Below are 4,719 nucleotides of genomic sequence, written 5' to 3' on the forward strand. Positions count from 1 at the left end.
AGAGACAGGCGTCCAGGCCCGGACCTTCCACGCGGCGGCCCTGCGCCAGGTGCGCTACTTCGCGCCCCGGCTGCTGGCCGGGCGGGCCATGCCCGAGCTGCTGGACAGCAAGGTGCGCCTGGTCACCCTCGCCGCGGCCCGGGCCGGCCTGCGGACCGACCGGACCGCCGCCCGGGACCTCGCCGGTGAGATCGAGTGGGCCAAGTCCTCGCTGGTCGAGCCGGGGGAGTACGTGGTGGCGGCGGCGAAGGCGCTGCGCGAGACGCCGCACGAGCCGGCCAAGGTCGCCGAGGTCTTCGCCGCGTACGAGAGGCTCAAGCGCACCGGAGGTGTGATCGACTTCGAGGACGTGCTCCGCGCCGCGGTCTGGGGGATCGAGGAGCACCCGGACGTCGCCGAACAGGTACGCAACCAGTACCGGCATCTCGTCGTCGACGAGTACCAGGACGTCAACCCGTTGCAGCAGCGCCTGCTGGACGCCTGGCTCGGCGGCCGGGACGACGTGACCGTGGTCGGCGACGCCAGCCAGACGATCTACTCGTTCACCGGGGCGACGTCGTCGTATCTGGTCGACTTCCCGCGCCGCTATCGGGGCGCCACGGTGGTCCGGCTGGTCCGTGACTACCGGTCCACCCCGCAGGTGGTCGGGCTCGCCAACGCGGTCATCTCGCAGGCCCGTGGCACCGAGGCGAGGCTGCGCCTGGAACTGGTGGGCCAGCGTCCGCCCGGCCCGGAGCCGGAGCGGCGGATCTTCACCGACGAGCCGGCCGAGGCCGCCGCGGTCGCCGCGCGCTGCCGTGCCTTGGTCGACGCCGGCACCCCGGCACGGGAGATCGCCGTGCTGTTCCGCACCAACGCGCAGTCCGAGGCGTACGAGAAGGCGCTGGCCGAGGCGGGCGTGCCGTACCAGGTCCAGGGGGCCGAGCGGTTCTTCGAGCGGACCGAGGTGCGGCAGGCGATGGTGGCGCTGCGCGCGGCCACCCGGTCGATTCCCGGCGAGACCCCGCTGCCGGTGGCGGTGGTCGAGGCGCTCGCCGCCGTCGGGTGGGCACCCGACGCGCCCCCGCCCGGTGGGGCCGCCCGCGAGCGGTGGGAGGCGCTGGCCGCGCTGGTCCAGCTCGCCGAGGAGTACGCGGCCACCCCCGACCTGATGCCGCTGGGCGTGGCCGCCACGGTCGAGCGCCCGGTCACCCTCGCCGACTTCGCCGACGAACTGGCCCGACGGGCCGCCCAGCAGCACGTACCCACGGTGGAGGGGGTCACCCTGGCCTCGCTGCACTCCGCGAAGGGCCTGGAGTGGGACGCGGTGTTCCTGGTCGGGCTCGCCGAGGGCACCCTGCCCACCACGTACGCGCGCACCACCGAGCAGGTCGAGGAGGAGCGCCGGCTGCTGTACGTCGGCATCACCCGGGCCCGTCAGTGGCTCTGGCTGTCGTACGCCTCGGCACGCTCCCCGGGCGGGCGGGCCCGGCGGCCGTGCCGTTTCCTGCCCCAACTCGCCCCGGGCGGGACGGAACGGGCGAGCGCGGGCGCCCCGGCGCGCGGCGCACAGCGGCGGGCGGCCACCCGGATCGTCTCCTGCCGGATCTGCGGGACCACCCTGTTCGCCGGGCCGGACCGGAAGCTGGGCCGCTGCGCCACCTGTCCGTCCGACATCGACGACGAGTTGCACGAGCGGCTGTGCGAGTGGCGGTCCCGGGTGGCCGGAGCCCAGCGTGTCCCCGCCTACGTGGTCTTCACCGACGCGACGCTCGTCGCGCTCGCCGAGCGGCGGCCGGGCCGGTCCGAGGAACTGGTGGCGATCGCCGGCATCGGCCCCCGCAAACTCGGCCTGTACGGGGAGGCCGTGCTGGCGCTGGTGGGGGGCGCGGCGGTCGATGAGATCTGCCCTCAGAAAACTTTCTGAATCTGACCGTTAATTCGTTTGCCCTCGCCCCACCGACCGTCATAGCCTCAGGACACACCTCGCTGAGGGGCCCTGTTCGGGCTGCTCACGGGGGATCTGTTCCGAGTCGATCGTTGAGTGAAGGTCTGGAGGTGGCACCGATGGAGAGCTACATCAACCAGCGTCCGACGGCGCTGCCCGTTGCCGTCGCTCCGCTGTCGGCTGCCCTGATCTCCGTCGTTCCGGCGACGGATGTTCGGGCGACTGTCGTCGCCACGCGACCGTGGGCTCCGCAGGTGCACCGGGTCGAGGTTCAGGCCGAGCTGATCCTCGCACCGAAGCCGAACGGGATCCAGGGGACCAGTGGCTTCACGGGCAAGGGCGTCGATGGCGCCAGCAAGCGGATGGACGTCCGCGGTGTTCCACCTCGAGGTAGACCGGTCTGACCAACAGACCACCGGCTCACCTCGAGGCCGCGGAACCCGCATACCGGGATCCGCGGCCTCAGTTTTTTTGCACCGCCGAGTACGTCGGAACAGCGATCCACGAGATCGAAGTGAGAGAGAGGTGACCGGGCGATGAGTCTGGCGTTGGCCCCACTTGACCTGAGCGTCGAGATGGAGGCGAACCTGCCCTGCCGGAAGTTCGACCCCGACCTGTGGTTCTCCGACTCGCCCACCGACCTGGAACTGGCCAAGTCGCTCTGCGGGGACTGCCCGCTGCGCGTCGAGTGCCTGGCCGGTGCGGTCGAGCGGGCCGAGCCCTGGGGCGTCTGGGGCGGCGAGATCTTCGAGCGTGGCGCGGTCGTCCCGCGCAAGCGGCCCCGTGGTCGCCCGCGCAAGGAGGACATCGCCCGTGACGCCGCCCTGCGGGTCGAGGCCGAGGCGCGACTGGCCGCCGACGGGCTCGCCCCGTCGCGCAACGCGGTCCGGCTGGCTGCCTGACATGTTCCCGAACCAGACCGACCCCGGCACTGCGCCGGCCGAGAGAGAGCTGACCACGATGCTGCACCTGCCGAACGGAACCACCGACATGTACCTACTCCACGAAGCGTTGGCGCGGGTACGAATGCTGCGGCCTCAGGCCGGCCGCACCACCACGAGCACTGAGGCAACCCGATCCGCCCGTACCGTCGCCATGACCGGCCGTACCCGGTCGGCCCGCGAGTTGGGCGTCCTGTAGGACCGACACCGCAGACGGCGGGCGGGGACCAAGGGGTCCCCGCCCGCCGTCGTCGTGTGGTGGGTCGGTGCTCAGCCGACCGGGGCGAAACCGGGCAGCCAGCGTTCCAGGATGCCCCGGTAGGGCGCCTTGGCCTCCAACTGGCACAGCACCCCGATCGAACCGAGCGTCACCCGGTGGACGAGCAGGTATGACGGGGGCAGGTTGAGGTGCCGGCTGAACTGGTAGGCGGGGGAGCGCGGGTTGGCCAGCCGGGTCGCCTCGGCGCGCAGCCAGGCCCGGGAGAACCGGAACTCCTCGACGGCGATCGGTTCCAGCATCGGCCGCAGGAACTCCAGCAGCGCGCGGGCGTCGATCGGGTCGTCGGTGCTGAGGAAGCCCTCCGAACGCAGCCCGGCCTCCACCCCGTCGGCGTCGCCCCGCAGGGCCAGGGCGGCGATGCGGCCGATCGGTTCCGGCGTACCCTCCGGCATCCGGGCCACGGCGCCGAAGTCGATCACCCCGAGTCGGCCGTCCGGCAGCAGCCGGAAGTTGCCCGGGTGCGGGTCGGCGTGCAGCAGCCCGGCCCGGGCCGGTGCGGAGAGGTGGAGCGTGGCCATCAGCAGGCCGGCCCGGTCCCGTTGCTCCTCGCTGCCTTCCCGGATGATGTCGGAGAGCGGCGTGCCCTCCACCCACTCGGTGACCAGGACCCGGGGCGAGGCGGAGAAGACCGCCGGGACGGAGATCTCGGGGTCGCCCTCGTACGCGGCGGCGAAGGCGCGTTGCGACTCCGCCTCCAACTCGTAGTCCAACTCCTCGGTGATGCGTTCCCGCAGCTCGGCGAGAAGCGGCTTGACGTCCAACCCGGGCTGGATGGCCCGGAACATGGCGCTCAGCCGGGAGAGCTGCTTGAGGTCGGCGAGCAGGGCGTCACCGGCGCCCGGATACTGGATCTTGACGGCCGCGTCCCGGCCGGTGCCGTCCGGCATCCGCCACACGGCCCGGTGCACCTGCCCGATGCTGGCCGCGGCGGCGGGGGAGTCGTCGAAGGTGACGAAGCGATCACGCCAGGCCGGCCCCAACTGCTCGGCGAGGACCTTGTGCACGCTGGCGGCGGGCAGCGGCGGCGCGGCCTCCTGGAGCTTGGTCAGGGCCTGCCGGTACGGCGCGGCGACCTCCTCGGGCAGGGCCGCCTCGAAGACCGACAGCGCCTGGCCGAACTTCATCGCCCCACCCTTGAGCTGGCCCAGGACGCTGAAGAGCTGCTCGGCGGTGCGTTGCTGGATCTCGGCGGAGATCACGTCGGAGGCGAGCCCGGTGACACGTTTTCCCATGCCGAGGACGGTCCGCCCGGCGAAGCCGAGCGGCAGTGCGGCGAGCTTGGCGGTGCGGGACACGGCCCGGCGCGGGATGTCGGTCACGAGGTCATTGTTACCGACTCGGCGGGCCTGCTGCTGCTCTGCGGCCGGGCTGGCGCTCATCTTCGGTGTACGCACCGCACCGGCAGCGGGGGTGCGGTGGCCAGTGCCGGCGTCGGGCGCCGCCCGCCGGACCGACCTCCACCGCCCCGCCGAGCGTCTCCGGTGTGCCGCCGTCGAGCTGCGTCAGCGCCTCGGTGACCGCGTAGGCGGTGGCGTGTATCTTATACACATCTCCGAGCCCACGAGACTAGC

General features: G+C 72.5%; 4 protein-coding genes. 3 read left to right on the forward strand and 1 reads right to left on the reverse strand.

Features of this window, described 5'->3' with window-relative positions:
• The 3 genes from EYA84_RS26905 to EYA84_RS26915 form a co-directional block, all read left to right on the forward strand.
• On the forward strand, positions 1 to 1,906 hold a 1,906-nt coding region (locus EYA84_RS26905; RefSeq protein WP_131056522.1), incomplete at its 5' end, for an ATP-dependent DNA helicase UvrD2.
• Between the two features lie 140 nt (positions 1,907 to 2,046).
• Entirely contained in the window at positions 2,047 to 2,331 is a 285-nt protein-coding gene (locus EYA84_RS26910; protein WP_131056524.1) for a hypothetical protein, read from the forward strand.
• A gap of 132 nt (positions 2,332 to 2,463) precedes the next feature.
• Positions 2,464 to 2,829 (forward strand): WhiB family transcriptional regulator, encoded by a 366-nt coding sequence (locus EYA84_RS26915; RefSeq protein WP_131056526.1) that lies wholly within the window; start codon positions 2,464 to 2,466, stop codon positions 2,827 to 2,829.
• Between the two features lie 309 nt (positions 2,830 to 3,138).
• Here the strand turns inward: EYA84_RS26915 and EYA84_RS26925 are convergent, their stop codons facing one another.
• Positions 3,139 to 4,467: an AarF/ABC1/UbiB kinase family protein gene (locus tag EYA84_RS26925; RefSeq protein ID WP_131056530.1), complete on the reverse strand. Its 1,329-nt coding sequence runs from the start codon at positions 4,465 to 4,467 to the stop codon at positions 3,139 to 3,141.
• Positions 4,468 to 4,719 lie beyond the last annotated feature (252 nt).

The organism is Verrucosispora sp. SN26_14.1, assembly GCF_004307965.1.
In the GTDB taxonomy this organism is placed as follows: domain Bacteria; phylum Actinomycetota; class Actinomycetes; order Mycobacteriales; family Micromonosporaceae; genus Micromonospora.

Excerpts from the sequence above, each read along its gene's own strand:
- EYA84_RS26910 (WP_131056524.1), top strand. The coding sequence starts at position 2,047 with ATGGAGAGCTACATCAACCAGCGTCCGACGGCGCTGCCCGTTGCCGTC.
- EYA84_RS26915 (WP_131056526.1), top strand. The coding sequence starts at position 2,464 with ATGAGTCTGGCGTTGGCCCCACTTGACCTGAGCGTCGAGATGGAGGCG.